The organism is Streptomyces sp. BK208 (assembly GCF_004364245.1).
GTDB lineage: Bacteria > Actinomycetota > Actinomycetes > Streptomycetales > Streptomycetaceae > Streptomyces.
Window position 1 is genome coordinate 140,291 of the sequence record NZ_SOAV01000011.1, and the last position, 18,009, is coordinate 158,299.

At 71.5% G+C, this 18,009-nt stretch carries 11 protein-coding genes; 6 read left to right on the forward strand and 5 right to left on the reverse strand.

Going from position 1 to position 18,009, the window contains the following annotated elements:
• Positions 1-60 precede the first annotated feature (60 nt).
• The 3 genes from EV562_RS25695 (at position 61) to EV562_RS25705 (ending at position 4,528) form a co-directional block, all read left to right on the forward strand.
• Positions 61-1,575, forward strand: coding sequence for an MFS transporter (locus EV562_RS25695; protein WP_133889229.1), 1,515 nt, complete (start codon positions 61-63; stop codon positions 1,573-1,575).
• Between the two features lie 212 nt (positions 1,576-1,787).
• Complete coding sequence (locus EV562_RS25700; RefSeq protein WP_133889230.1) at positions 1,788-3,614, forward strand: AMP-dependent synthetase/ligase; 1,827 nt, start codon at positions 1,788-1,790, stop codon at positions 3,612-3,614.
• An 83-nt stretch (positions 3,615-3,697) separates the two neighbouring features.
• A complete protein-coding gene (locus EV562_RS25705; RefSeq protein ID WP_133889231.1) occupies positions 3,698-4,528 on the forward strand; it encodes an aldo/keto reductase in 831 nt (276 codons plus the stop codon).
• A gap of 96 nt (positions 4,529-4,624) precedes the next feature.
• Here EV562_RS25705 and EV562_RS25710 read toward each other — a convergent pair whose 3' ends face one another.
• Together EV562_RS25710 and EV562_RS25715 are read right to left on the reverse strand one after the other, a co-directional pair.
• Positions 4,625-5,572 carry a class I SAM-dependent methyltransferase gene (locus EV562_RS25710; protein WP_133889232.1) on the reverse strand — a complete coding sequence of 316 codons (948 nt, stop codon included), beginning with the start codon at positions 5,570-5,572 and terminating at the stop codon, positions 4,625-4,627.
• Between the two features lie 160 nt (positions 5,573-5,732).
• A complete protein-coding gene (locus EV562_RS25715) occupies positions 5,733-7,469 on the reverse strand; it encodes a glycoside hydrolase family 6 protein (protein ID WP_133889233.1) in 1,737 nt (578 codons plus the stop codon).
• A 532-nt stretch (positions 7,470-8,001) separates the two neighbouring features.
• On the opposite strand from EV562_RS25715, the gene EV562_RS25725 reads away from it, so the two are divergent.
• Positions 8,002-10,923 carry a glycoside hydrolase family 48 protein gene (locus EV562_RS25725; protein WP_133889234.1) on the forward strand — a complete coding sequence of 974 codons (2,922 nt, stop codon included), beginning with the start codon at positions 8,002-8,004 and terminating at the stop codon, positions 10,921-10,923.
• Between the two features lie 247 nt (positions 10,924-11,170).
• Positions 11,171-13,837, forward strand: coding sequence for a cellulose binding domain-containing protein (locus tag EV562_RS25730; protein ID WP_133889235.1), 2,667 nt, complete (start codon positions 11,171-11,173; stop codon positions 13,835-13,837).
• Between the two features lie 54 nt (positions 13,838-13,891).
• Here EV562_RS25730 and EV562_RS25735 read toward each other — a convergent pair whose 3' ends face one another.
• From EV562_RS25735 to EV562_RS25745, 3 genes are all read right to left on the reverse strand, one after another.
• Positions 13,892-15,793, reverse strand: a complete 1,902-nt coding sequence (locus EV562_RS25735; protein WP_133889236.1) for a rhamnogalacturonan lyase — start codon at positions 15,791-15,793, stop codon at positions 13,892-13,894.
• A gap of 76 nt (positions 15,794-15,869) precedes the next feature.
• Positions 15,870-16,610: a class I SAM-dependent methyltransferase gene (locus tag EV562_RS25740; RefSeq protein WP_133889237.1), complete on the reverse strand. Its 741-nt coding sequence runs from the start codon at positions 16,608-16,610 to the stop codon at positions 15,870-15,872.
• Between the two features lie 4 nt (positions 16,611-16,614).
• Positions 16,615-16,920: a 4a-hydroxytetrahydrobiopterin dehydratase gene (locus EV562_RS25745; protein WP_133889238.1), complete on the reverse strand. Its 306-nt coding sequence runs from the start codon at positions 16,918-16,920 to the stop codon at positions 16,615-16,617.
• Between the two features lie 102 nt (positions 16,921-17,022).
• Here EV562_RS25745 and EV562_RS25750 point away from each other — a divergent pair, with 102 nt between their 5' ends.
• Complete coding sequence (locus EV562_RS25750; RefSeq protein ID WP_133889239.1) at positions 17,023-17,841, forward strand: helix-turn-helix transcriptional regulator; 819 nt, start codon at positions 17,023-17,025, stop codon at positions 17,839-17,841.
• The last annotated feature ends 168 nt before the right edge of the window (positions 17,842-18,009 follow it).

Here is an 18,009-nt window from a genome sequence, read left to right on the forward strand (position 1 = left end):
GGACGCGCGTCGGACACGGTGCGCGGAACACGGCTCGTGGAACACAGGGAGAAGACGGACATGCGTACATGGGGGCCGCTCACCGCGGTGTGCCTGGGGACGTTCATGCTGCTGCTGGACGTGACCATCGCCGTGGTCGCACTGCCGGACATGGCTCGCGGGCTGCACGCGTCGCTGAGCGATCTGCAGTGGGTGATGGACGGTTACGCGCTGGCGCTGGCCGCGCTGCTGCTGGGTCTGGGGGCCGCGGCCGACGTCCTGGGACGGCGCCGGGTGCACGTGGCGGGCGTAGTGCTGTTCGCGGTGGCGTCGCTGCTGTGCGGCCTGGCCGGTGGACCGGGGATGCTGGTCGCCGCGCGCGGGTTGCAGGGGGTGGGCGCGGCGGCGATGTTCGCCACCACGCTGCCGCTGCTCGGCTCGGTCTACCAGGGGCGCCGCAGGTCGATGGCGCTCGGCGTGTGGGGCGCGGTCAGCGGGGCGGCGGCGGCCGTGGGCCCGGTGCTGGGCGGACTGCTCACCGACGGTCCGGGCTGGCGCTGGATCTTCTGGGTGAACCTGCCGGTGAGCGTCGTGGCGGTCTGGCTGACGCTGCGCGTGGTGCCGGAGTCCCGCGGGGCGGCCGGGCGCCGCGTGGACTGGGCCGGCACGGTCACGTTCGCGGCGTTCGCCGGGGCTCTGACGTACGGGGCGGTGCGGGCCGGGTCGCACGGCTGGACGGAGGGCGGCACCCTCGCCTCGTTCGCGCTCGCGGTGCTGTCGCTGGGCGCGTTCGTCGCGGTGGAGCGCCGGGTCGCCGATCCGCTGCTCGATCCGCGGCTGTTCCTGCGGCCCGCCTTCTCGGGCGTGATGCTGGGCGGGCTGGCCTTCAACGCGGCGGCGTTCGGTGTGATGGCGTACACCTCCATATGGCTGCAGACGCTGCTGGGGATGAGCCCGGTGCGGGGAGGGCTGGTGTTCGTATGGCTGTCGCTGGCGTCGTTCGCGGTGGCCGCGGTGGGCGGACGGCTGCTGCACGGGGTGCCGGCGCGGCTGACCGTCGGCGGCGGGCTGCTGCTGATCGCCGCGGGGCAGTTCTGCATGGCGTTCCTGGACGCGGGCTCCGGCGCGTCCGCCCTGGTGCCGGGGCTGCTCCTCGTGGGTGTCGGGACGGGGCTGGTGTCGCCCGGTATCGCGGGGGCGGCGCTGGCGGCGGTCCCGGCCGAGCGGTCCGGCATGGCCGGGGGCGCGGTCAACACCTTCCGGCAGCTCGGGTACGCGCTCGGCATCGCCGTGTTCGGCACGGTGCTGACCTCGCGGATGTCGGACACGCTGCCGCAGGACGCGGCGCACGGCCTGGCGGGCGGTGCGGCGGGCGCCCTGCGGGGCGTGTTCGGCGAGCACGCGCTGCGGGCCGCCTTCGCCTCGGGCCTGAACGCGGCGGCGGTGACCGCGGGGGCCGTCGCGGCGGTCGGCGGGGTGCTGGTGCTCGTCCTGGTCCGGTCCGGCCACGGGGGCCGCGAGGCCGGTGTGACGGAATCCGCGGCGCCCGCGCTGAAAGAGGAAGAGGCCGCTCCGGCGGCACCGTACCGGGGGTAAGCGGGTCGTACAGATTCGGTGGAGATTACGGCACCGAAACTTACTCGATCGTCAGGAAACTGTCCGACCCTTCCCCATGTGAGCGCATTTTCTCCAGCTGACCAGCGCGAACATGAGCCTTGTCCGAAACAGGCACCCCTCCCGTCCCCGCGCCGGGTGGGGTAGCTTTCACCGCGCTGTGGGGGGCGTCATCACAAAGCGGGGAGCGGGGTTTGCGCGAGTTCACCAGTCCTCCGTTGACGTTGCCACCACCGGTGGGCGGTCTGGCCGACGTCGTCTTCGAGCATGCCGAGGAGGATCCGCGGCACATCGCACTCGGCCGCAAGGACGAGGCGGGGCAGTGGCGGGACGTCACCGCCGGCGCCTTCCGCGACGAGGTGCTGGCCCTCGCCAAGGGACTGCTGGCCCAGGGCATCCGCTTCGGCGACCGGGTCGCCATCATGTCCCGCACCCGCTACGAGTGGACCCTCTTCGACTTCGCCCTGTGGACGATCGGTGCCCAGGTGGTGCCGGTCTACCCGACCTCCTCGGCCGAGCAGTGCATGTGGATGCTGTACGACGCCGAGGTGACCGCGGCGGTCGTGGAGCACGAGGACCACGCGATGACGATCGCCACCGTCATCGACCGGCTGCCGCATCTGCGCGGCCTGTGGCAGCTGGACTCCGGCGCCGTGCAGGAGCTGTACGACGCGGGCGCGCACCTCGACGACGAGGTGGTGCACCGGCACCGCAAGGCGGTCACGCCGGAGTCGGTCGCCACCATCATCTACACCTCGGGCACCACCGGCCGCCCCAAGGGCTGCGTCCTGACCCACGGCAACTTCATGTACGAGGCGGACACCGTCATCGAGCGCTGGGAGCCGGTGTTCCACTCCAAGCGGGGCGACGAGGCGGCGACCCTGCTGTTCCTGCCGCTCGCCCATGTCTTCGGGCGGATGGTGGAGGTCGCGGCGATCCGCGGCAGGGTCCGCTTCGGCCACCAGCCGCAGCTCAACGCCGCGGCCCTGCTGCCCGATCTGGCGGCCTTCAGACCGACCTTCATCCTGGCCGTGCCGTACATCTTCGAGAAGGTGTTCAACGCGGCCCGGCGCAAAGCCGAGAAGGAGGGGAAGGCCGGCCCCTTCGAGAAGGCCGTCGAGGTGGCCGTGAAGTACGCGGACGCGGTGGAGGCGAAGGCCTGGGGCACCGGGCCGGGCCCTTCGGCGGGACTGCGGATGCAGCACCAGCTCTTCGACAAGCTCGTCTACGCCAAGGTGCGGGCGGCCATGGGCGGGCGACTGCGCAACGCCATGTCGGGCGGCTCGGCGATGGACCGGCGGCTCGGGCTGTTCTTCGCGGGCGCGGGCGTGCAGATCTACGAGGGCTACGGCCTGACCGAGTCCACGGCCGCCGCCACCGCCAACCCGCCCGACCGCACCCGCTACGGCACCGTCGGGCAGCCCGTGCCCGGCGTCACCGTGCACATCGCGGACGACGGCGAGATCTGGCTGAACGGCGGCAACGTCTTCGAGGGCTACCTGAACAACCCCAAGGCCACCGACGAGACCCTGCACGACGGCTGGCTGGCCACCGGTGACCTCGGCGCCCTGGACGAGGACGGCTACCTCACCATCACGGGCCGCAAGAAGGAGATCCTGGTGACCTCCGGCGGCAAGAGCGTCTCCCCCGGGCTGCTCGAGGAGCGGGTGCGCGACCACCCGCTGGTCAACCAGTGCATCGTCGTCGGCAACGACCGGCCCTACGTCGCCGCACTGATCACCCTCGACCAGGAGGCGGTCGAGCACTGGCTGACGATGCGCAACAAGCCGCAGCTCCCCCCGGCCGACCTGGTGCACGACGGCGACCTGGAGACGGAGGTGCGGCGGGCGGTCGTCGCGGCCAACACGCTGGTGTCGCAGGCCGAGTCGATCCGCACCTTCCGCATCCTGGCCCAGCCGTTCACCGAGGAGCACGGACTTCTGACGCCCTCGCTGAAGCTGAAGCGCAAGGCCATCGAGAACGCCTACGGCACCGAGGTCGAGGCACTGTACAGAGCGTGAGTTCCGCGGTCAGGAATGCGCGGGGGCTCGTGATCGTTGACGATGTGAGTACCACCTGACCACAACCGAAGGATCAAGAGCTCGTGAGCAGCAAGGTCCCCCCGATCACCCTGAACAACGGCGTCGAGATGCCCCAGCTGGGCTTCGGCGTCTGGCAGGTGCCGGACGACGAGGCGCAGACCGCCGTCGCCCGGGCACTGGAGGCCGGGTACCGCAGCATCGACACAGCGGCGATCTACGGCAACGAGGAGGGCACCGGCAGGGCGATCGCCGCCTCGGATCTGGCCCGTGAGGATCTCTTCGTCACCACCAAGCTCTGGAACAGCGAGCAGGGGTACGACTCCACCCTCCGCGCCTTCGACACCTCGATGGAGAAGCTCGGCCTGGAGTACCTCGACCTCTACCTGATCCACTGGCCCGCGCCGGCCGGGGACAAGTACGTCGACACCTACAAGGCGTTCGAGAAGCTGCTCGCCGACGGCCGGGTCCGGGCCATCGGCGTCTCCAACTTCCTGCCGGAGCACCTGGAGCGGCTGACCGCCGAGACGTCGGTGGTCCCGGCCGTCAACCAGATCGAGCTGCACCCCCACCTCCAGCAGCACACCTCCCGCGAGGTGCACGCGAAGCAGGGCATCGCCACCGAGGCGTGGTCCCCGCTCGGCTCCGGCAAGGGCATCCTGGACATCCCGGCGATCGTGGCGATCGCCCAGAAGCACGGGCGCACCCCGGCCCAGGTCGTGCTGCGCTGGCACCTCCAGCTGGGGAACGTGGTGATCCCGAAGTCCGTGACGCCGTCCCGGATCAAGGAGAACATCGACGTGTTCGGCTTCACCCTGGACACCGAGGACCTCGCGGCGATCAGCGCGCTGAACGAGGACCGACGGATCGGCCCGGACCCGGCGGACGTCAACTGAGCGGTCCACCTGTGAGGAGGGGCCCGGCCGCGCGGCGGCCGGGCCCCTCCTCCGCGTGACGGTCGGGCTGTCCCACGGGAAGCCGAGCCCCCCGCGTCAGGCCGGCCGCACCGCCGTGTACACGGTGTGCGCGACCAGCACGAACACGTCCCGACGCCGGTGCACGCTCGCCTCGTCGGCGGGGTCGAGCAGCCGGTCCAGGACGGCGAGGTCATCGGCGTCGAGCCCGTCGCCGATCCGCTCGCGCACCCGGGACAGCGACGTGGTGACGTAGTCGCGGGCCGCGTCGGACAGGGGTGCGGGCAGGTCGAGCAGGAAGCTGCGGGTGCCGGTGTGCTTCAGCCCGGCGGCGGTCAGCATCGCCGGCCAGTCCTCGGCCTCGGCCACGGAGTCCGGCAGGTCCGCGCGCATCTCGGCGAACACGTCCTCCTCCGCGGCGCGGATCCTGGCCTCCAGGCCGGGGCGCCCGAAGCCGAGGTCGCGGGGCAGGAAACGGGCGGGCAGTCCGCCCTCCAGGACCGCCAGCGTGCCGCCGGGTACCAGGTGCCCGCCGAGGGCGGCGAGCGCCGCGCGCTGGTCGGGAAGGTGGTGCAGGCTCTGGCCTGCCCACATCAGGTCGGCGGGACGGTCCAGCTCGGACAGCGCGGCCGGCAGGTCACCGGCGAGGGTGCCGAAGCGGTCGGCGAAGCCCTGCCGCTCGGCGCGGGCCCGGGCCCGCTCCAGGAGCGGTACGGCGCCGTCGGCGGCGACGACCCGGGCACCGGGGAAGGTGCCGGCGAACAGGCAGGAGACGACTCCGGGTCCGCTGCCGACGTCGACGACCAGGCCAGGGTCGCCCACCTCGTGGGCCAGCCAGCTGAGGGCCTGCCGGTACAGCGGCGTGTACAGCTCGGCCTGGGCCTCCAGGTGCGGGGCCATCCCGGCCCAGTCGAGGTCGCCGTGGTCGTGCGCGTGTCCGTGCCGGTGCGCGTGGCCCTGCTCGCGGGCGTGGCCCTGCTCGTGGCCGGAGCCGGACGTGTCGTGGTGATGGTGGTCGTGCGCCATGCTGGTCAGCCTCCCGTTCGCGGTGCCGCCAGGGTGCGACGGACCACCGACGGGGCGCAACCGTTGTTGCCGCTTCCGCAAAAGTCCGCGCGGCCACCGGGGCCCGGCGCGCTCGGCCGGGCCCCGGCGGCTCACCCGCGCGGCGTGCGCGGGAACCCGCTCACGACAGGGGCGGGTAGGCGTTCTTCATCAGCTCCTGGAACTGGGCGGAGAACCACTTCCCGGAGAGCGGGGCGTCCGGGAGGGCACCGGACATGCTGTTGCCGTTGCGCGCGTTGCCGGTGTACGTCGGGTCGCACATCCGGTCGAATCCCTTGCCCTCGTCGTTCGGGATCTCCTTGCTCGCGCCGTCCGACTCACCCGGCGGCTTCATCCACACGTAGGCGTCGATGCCGGGCTCGGGGTTGGCCTTGGGCCGTTCGCCGAGGCCCGCTCCGGACTGGTTGCACCAGTTGCCGAGGTGGATGCGGCGGTCGTACTTCCCTCCGTTGACGTAGGTGTCGACGTTCGTCGTGGCGCCGGGGCCGGTGGGCCGCTGGGTGCCTCCCCAGCCGTTGCGGGAGGTGTCGATGAGCATGCCGATCTTCGAGTCGAAGCCGATCGAGACCAGCTTCTCGCGCATCGCCTGGGCGTAGGAGAGCTCGTCGGTGTAGCGGTTCCAGTCGACCCACTTGGACTGGCGCACGGACGTGCCGTTCACACTGTCCGTGATCTTGAAGTTGTCCTCCTTCAGCGCGCTGTAGTTGGCGGTGTTGACGATGAAGCCCTGGACGTCGCCGAGGGTCGCGCCCTCGGTGGTGGCGGCCGTCTTGAACATGTCGGCCGAGGCGCCGAAGTTGTCGTCCCAGCCGAGCCAGCCGTGGTGACCGGCGTCGATGTAGTTGTAGACGTTGTCGATGTCACCGAGCTTGTTCAGGGCGTAGCCGACGCCCTTCTGGTAGTTGCCGTTGGCCTTCATCACGTCGCAGTTGGGCACGGCGGTCGGCCGGCCCGAGACGTTGGTGACCAGGTTGGGCAGCGAGTCGATCTCGACCGTGGTGACGATCCGCAGCGAGGCGTACTTGGAGTCGGAGAGGATCTCGGCGATCGGGTCGATGTACTCCGTCTTGTACCGGTCGATCTCCGTCGGGCCCAGCTCACCGTTGGAGGCGAGTGCCGAACAGTCACGTCCGGGCAGGTTGTAGATGACCAGCTGGACGTACAGCTCGCCGGAGCCCTTCTGCTTCAGCGCCTCGTCGAGGTGGTCGCGCAGGCCCATGCCGCCGTTCGCGCCCTCGATGGCCGCGATCCGGTCCAGCCAGACACCGGTGGGCTGGTTGGCGATCCGGCTGCCGCCGGGTTCGGCCGCCGCCTTCTCGGACCACTCCGGGTTCACGTATCCCTTGGCGCCGGCATAGGGGTTGTCCACCCGGTCGGACGGCCCCGTGGGGTCGGTCGGGTCCGTCGGGTCGGTCGGGTCGGTCGGGTCGGTCGGTCCGCCGTCGACGTTGCAGGTCACGCCGTTGAGGGTGAAGGTGGCCGGGACCGCGTTGCTGCCGCTGTAGGTGCCCTGGAAGCCGAAGTTCGCCGATCCGCCCGTGGACAGGGTGCCGTTGTACGACTCGTTGGCCGCGGTGACTGCGGCACCGCTCTGGCTGACCTTGGCGTTCCAGCTGTTGGTGATCTTCTGGCTGCCGGCGTACGACCACTTCAGCGACCAGTTGGACGTGGCGGCGCCGTTGTTGGTGACGGTCACGGCAGCGGTGAATCCGCTTCCCCAGTCGTTCTGCACCTTGTAGTCGACGGTACAGGCGGCTGCCGCGGCTCCGGCGCTCGCGGAGTGGGCGGCCAGTGCCGTGCCGGAGGCGCCGGCCACCAGTGTCAGGGCAGCGAGCATCGCGGTTCTGGTACGGGTCATGAGTGCGGGTTCCTTCTTTCGTGGGGGTGCTGCTGTCGTCCGGGGCCGCGCGTCCGTGGGCGCGGCCCGCTGCCGATCGGCATGGGGGTGCCGTCGTGATCGTGGTCAGGAACGGCCCGCGGGCACCGTGGATTCACCCGGGGGATGTACAGGCCGGCGAGCCGGCCGACGACGCGTCGGACGGGCCGTGGCGGTGGCTGCGACGACGCCTGCCGCAACGGCTAAAAGTCCTGAACGCGGAGGGTGGAGCGGGGGGTGGCGCATGAGCGACTCCTTGCAGTTCGGGCGCGCCGTGACGGACGCGTCGACTGGTGGAACCGCTCCCACTGGTGCAGCGAAGGTAGCGCCAAGTGACGGCAAAGAACAGAGGAGTTACCGACTTTCTGCCCGCCGGATCTGTCGAATCTTTTCGACTGTTCACACATCTTGACCGCACCAGGCAGCCTCCTCACTATGGGAGCGCTCCCACTGGTTCAAGGCTTGTTGCTCCTCCCTCACCACCCTCTCCGAGCCGCAAGGAGGAACCAGCACCATGCACTTCGGACACAGACCCAGACGCCGCACCGTGCGGCGATGGTGGACCGCCACGGTGGCGGCCCTGGCACTTCCCCTCACGATGCTGGGCACAGGTTCAACTCCCGCCCAGGCGGCTGCACTTCAGTGCAGCGTGGACTACAAGACCAACGACTGGGGCTCCGGCTTCACCGCCGAGCTGACGCTGACCAACCGGGGCTCCGACGCCATCGACGGCTGGTCGCTGACGTACTCCTACGCGGGCAACCAGAAGCTGTCCAACGGCTGGAACGGCACCTGGTCCCAGTCGGGTCAGAACGTCACCGTGAAGAACGCTCCGTACAACGCACGCATCGCCGCCGGGGCCGCCGTCTCCACCGGCGGCCAGTTCACGTACAGCGGCAGCAACGCCGCGCCGACGAACTTCGCCGTCAACGGCACCACCTGCGCGGGCGCGCACCAGCCGCCGATCACCGTGCTGACCAGCCCCAAGTCCGGTGCCGTGTACTCGCAGGGCGAGGCGGTGCCGCTGGCGGCCACGGCGGCCGCGGCCGACGGGGCCACGATCAGCAAGGTGGAGTTCTACGACGACACCACCCTGCTGGGCACCGACACCAGCTCGCCGTACGCGTACTCCGCCTCTGGCTTGACCGTGGGCAGTCATTCTTTGGTGGCGAAGGCCTACGACAGCACGGGCGCCTCCGCGGACTCCACGCCGGTCGGCATCACGGTCGCCTCGGGACCGACCGTGGTCGCCACACCCGGCCAACTGGGCGTCCAGCAGGGCGAGTCGGGTACGTACGAGGTCAAGCTGTCGAAGCAGCCGACGGCGAACGTGACCGTCACGACGTCGCGGGCGAGCGGCAACACCGGCCTGTCCGTCACCGGCGGGGCGAGCCTCACCTTCACCCCGTCGAACTGGGCCACCGCCCAGCGGGTGACGGTCTCGGCGGACGCATCCGGCAGCGGCTCGGCGGTCTTCGAGTCGACGGCCCCCGGACACGGCAAGGCCACGGTCACCGTGACCGAGCTGGCGGCGGCGAAGGACTACGACGCCCGCTTCCTGGAGCTGTACGGCAAGATCACCGATCCGGCGAACGGCTACTTCTCGCCCGAGGGCATCCCGTACCACTCCGTCGAGACGCTCATCGTCGAGGCGCCGGACCACGGGCACGAGACCACGTCCGAGGCGTACAGCTACCTGCTGTGGCTCCAGGCGATGTACGGCAAGGTGACGGGCGACTGGGCGAAGTTCAACAACGCCTGGAAGATCATGGAAACCTACATGATCCCCACCCACGCCGACCAGCCGACCAACTCGTCCTACAACGCCTCGAAGCCGGCCACCTACGCGCCCGAGCTGGACACGCCGAACGAGTACCCGTCGCCGCTGGACGGCACCGTGCCGGTGGGCTCGGACCCGATCGCCGGTGAGCTGAAGTCGGCGTACGGCACGGACGACGTCTACGGCATGCACTGGCTCCAGGACGTCGACAACACGTACGGCTACGGCAACTCGCCCGGCAAGTGCGAGGCGGGCCCCTCCGACACCGGGCCCTCCTACATCAACACCTTCCAGCGCGGCGTGCAGGAGTCGGTGTGGGAGACGGTGCCGCAGCCGACCTGCGACGCCTTCAAGTACGGCGGGAAGAACGGCTACCTGGACCTGTTCACCGGTGACGCCTCCTACGCCAAGCAGTGGAAGTTCACCAACGCCCCGGACGCCGACGCGCGCGCCGTGCAGGCCGCCTACTGGGCGGACATCTGGGCCGGGGAGCAGGGCAAGAGCGCCGAGATCTCCGCGACCCTCGGCAAGGCCGCGAAGATGGGCGACTACCTGCGCTACGCCATGTTCGACAAGTACTTCAAGAAGGTCGGCAACTGCGTGGGCCCGACGAGCTGCCCGGCCGGCAGCGGCAAGGACTCCTCGCACTACCTGCTGTCCTGGTACTACGCCTGGGGCGGCGCGGTCGACACCTCGGCGGGCTGGGCCTGGCGCATCGGCTCCAGCCACACCCACGGCGGCTACCAGAACCCGCTGGCGGCGTACGCGCTGAGCACCGACCCCGACCTGAAGCCGAAGTCGGCGACGGGCCAGTCGGACTGGGCGAAGTCCCTCGACCGGCAGCTGGAGTTCTACCGCTGGCTGCAGTCCGACGAGGGTGCCATCGCGGGCGGCGCCACCAACAGCTGGGCGGGCCGCTACGCGACCCCGCCGGCCGGTACGCCGACCTTCTACGGCATGTACTACGACGAGAAGCCGGTGTACCACGACCCGCCGTCCAACCAGTGGTTCGGCTTCCAGGCGTGGTCCATGGAGCGGGTCGCCGAGTACTACCAGCAGAGCGGTGACGCCGACGCCAAGGCCGTCCTGGACAAGTGGGTCGACTGGGCCCTGTCGGAGACGACGGTCAACCCGGACGGCACCTTCCGGATCCCGTCGACGCTCCAGTGGTCCGGTCAGCCGGACACCTGGAACGCCTCGTCCCCGGGTGACAACGGCGACCTGCACGTCACGGTCGCGGACTACACCAACGACGTCGGTGTGGCGGCGGCGTACGCCAAGACCCTGACGTACTACGCCGACCGGTCGGGCGACACGGAGGCGGCCTCGACCGCCAAGGCGCTGCTCGACGGCATGTGGGAGAACAACCAGGACGCGCTCGGCATCGCCGTCCCGGAGACCCGCGCCGACTACAACCGCTTCGACGACAGCGTCTACGTCCCGAGCGGCTGGAGCGGCACCATGCCGAACGGCGACAAGATCGACAAGTCGTCGACCTTCGCCTCGATCCGCTCCTTCTACCAGGACGACCCGGCCTGGTCGAAGATCGAGAGCTACCTCGAGGGCGGTGCCGCGCCCACGTTCACGTACCACCGGTTCTGGGCCCAGGCGGACATAGCCCTCGCCATGGGTTCGTACGCGGAGCTACTGGAATAGCCCCCGCTGGGTGCTCCGCGGGTGGGGCGGTCGTTCGGCTGCGGGCCGAGTGTGGCCGGCCGCGCAGTTCCCAGCGCCCTTTGCCGGGGCGCCGGGGACCGCTTCTCCCTCGGAGCACCTGACGGCTCCGCGTGCACGGTCCCGTCACCGGACGACGGGACCACCTGACCGGGCTGCCCCTGCCCACGCCTGGGGCCGCCCGGTCCTCGCATGTGTTCTGCTCCTGACGGAAGGACGGTTCCCCACCGTGCGAAGAACCCGGATCCTCACCGTGCTGCTGGCCCTCGCGGCCGGCCTGCTGGCGGGCAGCCCGCCCACGGCGCTGGCCGCCGATCCAGCGCCGCGGGCGGCTGTCACCGCCGACAGCTACACCTGGAAGAACGCCCGCATCGACGGCGGCGGCTTCGTCCCCGGGATCGTCTTCAACCGCACCGAGAAGGACCTGGCCTACGCCCGTACCGACATCGGCGGCGCCTACCGCTGGCAGGAGTCCTCCCGGACCTGGACGCCGCTGCTCGACCACGTGGGCTGGGACGACTGGGGTCATACCGGGGTGATCGGCCTCGCCTCGGACTCCGTCGATCCCGACCGGGTGTACGCGGCCGTCGGCACGTACACCAACGACTGGGACCCGGGCAACGGCGCGGTGCTGCGCTCCGCCGACCGGGGTGCGACGTGGCAGCGGACGGACCTGCCGTTCAAACTGGGCGGCAACATGCCGGGGCGCGGCATGGGCGAGCGCCTGGCGGTCGACCCGCACGACAACGACGTGCTGTACCTGGGCGCGCCCAGCGGCCACGGCCTGTGGCGGTCCACCGACGCGGGTGTCACCTGGTCCGAGGTGACGGCCTTCCCGAACCCCGGGAACTACGCGCAGGACCCGAGCGACACCTCCGGCTACGCCTCCGACAACCAGGGCATCACCTGGGTCACCTTCGACGAGTCGACGGGCTCAGCGGGCTCGGCGACGGGCACGGTGTACGTCGGGGTGGCCGACAAGCAGAACGCGGTCTACCGCTCGACGGACGCGGGCGCCACCTGGGAGCGGCTCGCCGGGCAGCCCACCGGCTACCTGGCCCACAAGGGCGTGCTGGACGCGGAGCACGGCTACCTGTACCTCGCCTACAGCGACACGGGCGGCCCGTACGACGGCGGCAAGGGCCGGCTGTACCGGTACGCGACGCGGACCGGTACCTGGACGGACATCAGCCCGGTCGCCGAGGCGGACACCTCCTACGGTTTCAGCGGCCTGACCGTCGACCGGCAGCACCCGGGCACGGTGATGGCGACCGCGTACAGCTCGTGGTGGCCGGACACGCAGCTCTTCCGCTCGACGGACAGCGGCGGCACGTGGACGCAGGCGTGGAGCTACACGTCGTACCCGGACCGTGCGAACCGCTACACGGTGGACGTCTCCTCCGCACCGTGGCTCACCTGGGGCGCGAACCCGACGCCGCCCGAGCAGACGCCGAAGCTGGGCTGGATGACGGAGGCGCTGGAGATCGACCCCTTCGACTCGGACCGGATGATGTACGGCACGGGGGCGACGATCTACGGGACGGAGAACCTCACGGAGTGGGACTCCGGCGGCACGTTCGCCATCGCACCGATGGTGCGCGGCCTGGAGGAGACGGCGGTCAACGACCTGGTCTCTCCGCCGTCCGGTGCGCCGCTGCTCAGCGCGCTGGGTGACGTCGGCGGCTTCCGGCACACCAGCCTGACCGAGGTGCCGCCGATGATGTTCACCTCGCCGAACTTCACCACCTCCACCAGCCTGGACTTCGCGGAGGCGAAGCCTGACGTCGTCGTGCGGTCCGGCAACCTCGACTCGGGCCCGCACGTCGCCTTCTCCACGGACAACGGAGCCAACTGGTTCGGCGGGACCGACCCGTCGGGGGTGAGCGGCGGCGGCACGGTCGCGGCGGGCGCCGACGGCAGCCGCTTCGTGTGGAGCCCCGAGGGCGCCGGGGTGCACCACACGACGGGCTTCGGCACCTCGTGGCAGGCGTCGAGCGGCATCCCGGCCGGCGCGGTCGTCGAGTCCGACCGGGTGGACCCGAAGACCTTCTACGGCTTCAAGTCCGGGAAGTTCTACGTCAGCAAGGACGGCGGCGCGACCTTCGCCGCGTCGGCGGCGACCGGGCTGTCCGCCGGTGACAGCGTCCGCTTCAAGGCCCTGCCGGGCGGGGAGGGCGACGTCTGGCTGGCCGGCGGCGCGGCGGACGGCCCGTACGGGCTGTGGCACTCGACGGACGGCGACGCGACCTTCACCCGGCTCCCGAACGTGGAGGCGGCCGACACGATCGGCTTCGGCAAGGCGGCGCCCGGCGCCTCCTACCAGACCCTCTTCACCAGCGCGAAGATCGGCGGTGTCCGCGGCATCTTCCGCTCCACCGACCGGGGCGCCACCTGGACCCGCGTCAACGACGACGCCCACCAGTGGGGCTGGACGGGCGCCGCCATCACCGGCGACCCGCGGGTCTACGGCCGGGTGTACGTGGCCACCAACGGCCGGGGGGTCGTCTACGGCGACACCTCTGACACCGGCGGGGGCGACGGCGGCACGGACCCGGGCCCGGACCCGGCGCCCACCGGCGCCTGCAAGGTGACGTACACGGTCACGAACCAGTGGTCGGGCGGCTTCCAGGCGGACGTGCGGCTCACCAACACCGGCACCGCCGCCTGGCACGGCTGGTCCCTCGGCTGGTCGTTCCCCGGCGACCAGGGGGTCACCCAGATGTGGAACGCCGAACACACCCGGTCCGGGCCCGCGGTGACGGCGAGGAACGTAGCCTGGAACGCCGACGTGGCGCCCGGCGCGTCGGTGGGCTTCGGGTTCACGGGCAGCTGGTCGGGGACGAACGGGAAACCGGTCGCGTTCTCGCTGGGCGGCCGGAGCTGCGAGGCAGGCTGAGTCCGAGGGGCGGGGCGTGCACACCGGGTGGCCGGGTGCACGCCCCGCAGCCGTTCAGGGGGTGTAGACCGACGGCCGCGGTGCCGTCGGCATGCCGCTGCCGAGGAAGAAGCTCGGGTGCGGGGGCTGGTTGTAGGCGGTGTTCTGCCACGCGAGGGCCGTGCGGTACTGGGTGTCGTGGAGGAGGGTCGTGACGCGGGTGTCCGTGTCGTAGGGGGTGGAGTAGATGCGCAGGGCCGTGTTGTCCGACGTGCGCCAGACGACTTCCTCGCGCCAGTCGCCCAGGATGTCGCCGGACAGCACCGGGGTGGCCTTGGTGCCGTTGTTCGAGGCGACGCCGGAGCCGGTGAGCTGGCGGGTGTCGCCGGAGGTGCCGTACTTGTCGACGTGGGTGCCGTCGAGGAGTTCACGGACGGTGTCGCCGTCCCACCAGGCCAGGAAGTTGGTGCTGGAGGGCTTGCGGCTGCCGACGACCGTGCCCTTGGGGTTGCGGATGCCGCTCTCCGCGGACGACCAGCACTCGGCGCCCGCGCTGCCCGACCAGATGTCGCCGCAGACGCCGCGGCCGTTGTCGCCGCTCGCGCCGGTGGACCACAGGATCTGCCCGGTGCGCGCGTCCGCCATCCACGACGAGGGCTTCGAGCCGTCCTCGTCGACCTTGAACTCCTCCAGGCCTGCGCGGGACGGGTCGAGGTCGCCGACGTGCATGGCGTCGCCGTGGCCGTTCCTGGTGGTCCACAGGGCGTTGCCGTTGTCGTCGACGGCCATCGCGCCGTAGACGATCTCGTCCCTGCCGTCGCCGTCCACGTCCGCGACGGAGAGCTGGTGGTTGCCCTGGCCGTCGTAGCCCTTGCCGCTGTTGGTGGAGGAGTTGGTGTCGAAGGTCCAGCGGCGGGTGAACCGGCCGTCGCGCCAGTCCCAGGCCGCGATCACCGTGCGCGTGTAGTAGCCGCGCGCCATGATCACCGAGGGCCGGGAGCCGTCCAGGTACGCCGTGCCCGCGAGGAAGCGGTCGACGCGGTTGCCGTAGGAGTCGCCCCAGGAGGAGACCGTGCCGCGGGCGGGGACGTAGTCGACGGTGCCCATGGCCCTGCCGGTCCGGCCCTCGAACATGGTCAGGTACTCCGGCCCGGACAGCACGTAGCCGCTGGAGTTCCGGTAGTCGGCCGAGGAGCTGCCGATGACCGCGCCGGTGCCGTCCTTGGTGCCGTCGGCGGTCTTCATGGCGACCTCGGCCTCGCCGTCGCCGTCGTAGTCGTACACCTGGAACTGGGTGTAGTGCGCGCCGGAGCGGATGTTGCGGCCCAGGTCGACGCGCCACAGGCGGGTGCCGTCGAGCCGTATGCCGTCGACGATCGTGTTGCCGGTGTAGCCGGACTGCGAGTTGTCCTTGGCGTTGGTCGGCTGCCACTTGAGCACGATGTCGAGGGCGCCGTCGCCGTCGAGGTCGCCGACGGAGGCGTCGTTGGCCTCGTAGGTGTAGGAGACGCCGTCGGGGGTGGTGCCGCCGGAGGGCGGGCTGATCGGTACGTCCTTGTAGCCGGCGCGGAACTGGATCGCGTGCACGGAGTCGCCCTGCTCCGTGCCGTTCACCACCGCGCGGACGGTGTAGTCGGCCTGCGAGGGGGCGCCGGCGTGGAAGTAGGTCGTGGAGCCGGTGACCGGGCTGGAGTTGACCTTCGTGCCGGCCCGGTAGACGTTGAACGCGACGTTGTCCGGGTCGGTGCCCAGCCAGCGCCAGCCGACCAGGTTGCCGTCGCCGGTGTGGACGCTGACGACGCCCCGGTCCAGGGCCTCGACCTGGCGTGCGGTCGCGGCCTCGGCGGGCTGGGGCGACAGTGCCGTCAGCCCGGCGCCGAGGAGCCCGGCGGCGGCCAGGGCGGCGGCCGCGGCGAGCGGGTGTCTGCGGTGTGGGCGGGCGGTGCGGGAGCGGGTGCGGGTGCGGGGGTGCCTCACGGGACGAACCTCCTGGAGGACGGATGGATTCCGCCTCTCAGTCGCCGCCCGGGGCGTCCGGGTTGCCGCCCTGTGCCTACGACTTGGCGAACGCCGTGAGCGTGAAGACGGGATCGGGCCGGGGCCTGTCCTGGTCCGGCAGGGCGGCCAGCCGCGCGGCGAACTCCTCCGCGAGCGGCTCGCCCGGCGGCAGTGTGACGAACCAGCCGCGCCGCAGGTCCGCGATGGTGCGGCGCGGGCTGCGGCCCTGGCCGTGCCCGGTGAACAGGGCCCGTCCCACCGGCGTGAGACCGTGCTCGCGGGCGTACCCCTCGACGAGGTGGGCGGCGTCGTGGGCGACACCGGGCGGCCGGGCGGCGAGCACGGCGTCGATGTCGCTTCCCACGTTGTGCGAGGCGCCCTTGCCCACCGTGGTCACGTAGACCCCGCCGGGCCGCAGGACCCGGGCGCACTCGCCGACGATCGCCCGCACGTTGCGGGCACCGCCCGCGAGGTGCAGCAGCCACACACTGGTGACGGCGTCGAACTCCCCGCTCCCGAAGGGCAGTCGGCGGCTGTCCGCGAGGACGACGGCGCCGGGCAGCCGGGCGGCGGCGCGGTGGGCCATGGCGGGTGCGAGGTCGACGCCGGTCACGCGCAGGCCCTGGCGGGCGGCCGCGATCCGCCGGGTGACGATGCCGGTGCCGCAGGCCACGTCGAGCAGTCGGCGGGTCTGCCGCGGCACCAGGCTCAGGACGGCCTCCGCGGCGGCCGCGGCCCGGGGCTCGCCGCCGCGGGAGTCGTCGTACCGCTCTGCTTCCTTGTCGTAGTCGAGCACACCGTCAGTGTGCCCCGTGGCCGCCGGCCAGGTCCTCCACCCTGTGGGCGAGCGCGAAGTCCTTCTCGGTGACGGCGCCCTGCGCGCTGTGGGTGTGCACGGCGAGGGCGACCGTGTCGTAGCCGAGGGTCAGGTCGGAGTGGTGGTCGAGTTCCTCCTGGACCTGCGCGATGTGGACCACCATCGCGGTCGCCGCGAAGTGCGAGCCGAGCCGGTAGGAGCGGGTGAGGCGGCCGGCGTCGAGGGACCAGCCGGGCAGGGCGGCCAGCCGCTCCTCGATCTCCTGCGGCGACAGCGGTTCGACGGGCACGGGCTGCGCTCCTTCGCTGGTGGTGCTCGACGGGCGGATCCGTTTCAGCCTGCCACAGCGCGAGCGCCCCGGCGCGGACCGGTGTCGGCTACCGTCTGGCGTATGACCGCACCCGTCTCCGGCACCTCCTCCGCCACCGACCGGGGCGTGGGCCCGCTGCTGCGGGCCTGGCGGGAGCGGCGGCGGGTCAGCCAGCTCGAGCTGGCGCTGCGCGCCGACTCCTCCGCCCGGCACATCAGCTTCGTCGAGACGGGCCGCTCCCGGCCGAGCGAGGAGATGGTGCTGCGCCTCGCCGAGCACCTGGACGTCCCCGTCCGGGAGCGCAACGCGCTGCTGCTGGCCGCCGGTTACGCCCCGCACTACCCCGAGACGCCGCTGGACGCCCCGGCGCTGGACGCCGTCCGCGAGGGCATGGAGCGGCTGATCAAGGGCTACGAGCCGTATCCGGCGCTGGTCGTCGACGGGACGTACCGGGTCCTGGCGGCCAACCGGGGGATCGCGATGCTGCTGGACGGCGTCGCGGAGCACCTCCTCGCCCCGCCGCTGAACGCGATCCGGCTGACGCTGCACCCGGACGGTCTGGCACCGCGCATCCGCAACCTGCGCGAGTGGCGCGGGCACCTGCTGGAGCAGATGGAACGGCAGATCGCCCTGCACCGCTCGCAGCCGCTTCGGGAGCTGTACGACGAGGTGGCGGCGTACCCGGTGCCGCCGGCCGCACCGGGCGACGAGCCCGAGGAGCCGGTGCCGTACTTCGCGCTGCCGATGCGGATCGAGCACGAGGGCCACATCCTGTCGTTCGTCTCGTCCATCTCCACCTTCAACACCCCGATGGACGTGACGGTCGCCGAGCTGGCCATCGAGACGCTGCTCCCGGCCGACCCGGCGACGGTCAAGTACCTCCACTCGCTGCTGTCCTGAAGCGGGCCCCGGTCCGGAGTGCGCCGGACCGGAACCCGTGGGCTCCACGATCCCGCCGCCGCGCGGGCGCGGTCGATTACCCGGCAGGTCATGCCCCGGCCCGCGAGTGATCCACGGACACCCCTGTGAGGCCGACAGAGGAACATGACAAACTGTGGTGTGATCCGG